This window comes from Candidatus Accumulibacter vicinus (assembly GCF_000584955.1).
Lineage (GTDB): Bacteria > Pseudomonadota > Gammaproteobacteria > Burkholderiales > Rhodocyclaceae > Accumulibacter > Accumulibacter vicinus.
Genome location: NZ_JDSS02000021.1, coordinates 301,209 through 301,470, shown reverse-complemented (window position 1 = coordinate 301,470; position 262 = coordinate 301,209). Strand labels below are relative to the sequence as shown.

The window sequence follows — 262 nt, the reverse complement described above, 5'->3', positions numbered from 1 at the left end:
GCGCGGCTGCCGGCCGGGGTCGCCGGCAAGAATGCGGCGGTCGATGCCGGCTTTGCCGTGACGCCTTTCGAGCGCCCGGCAGAGCGCGTTGAAGTCTTCGTGAAACGGCCGGGTGCGCCGGCTGTAGTCGCAGAGGAGGGCGATGCGCGGGCTCCAGCCGTGGCCCGGCAGCAGCGGGATCGCGCGCAGCACCTCGCCGCGCGTCAGCCGTTCGAGCAGCCGCGGCAGGGCGGGCTGGCGCGTCGCGAGGCGGCGGCCGAGG

The 262-nt window shown here is 76.0% G+C and carries 1 protein-coding gene; it reads right to left on the bottom strand.

Going from position 1 to position 262, the window contains the following annotated elements:
- The coding region (locus CAPSK01_RS22610; protein WP_273703461.1) for a hypothetical protein at positions 1-262 on the bottom strand (262 nt) is incomplete at both ends.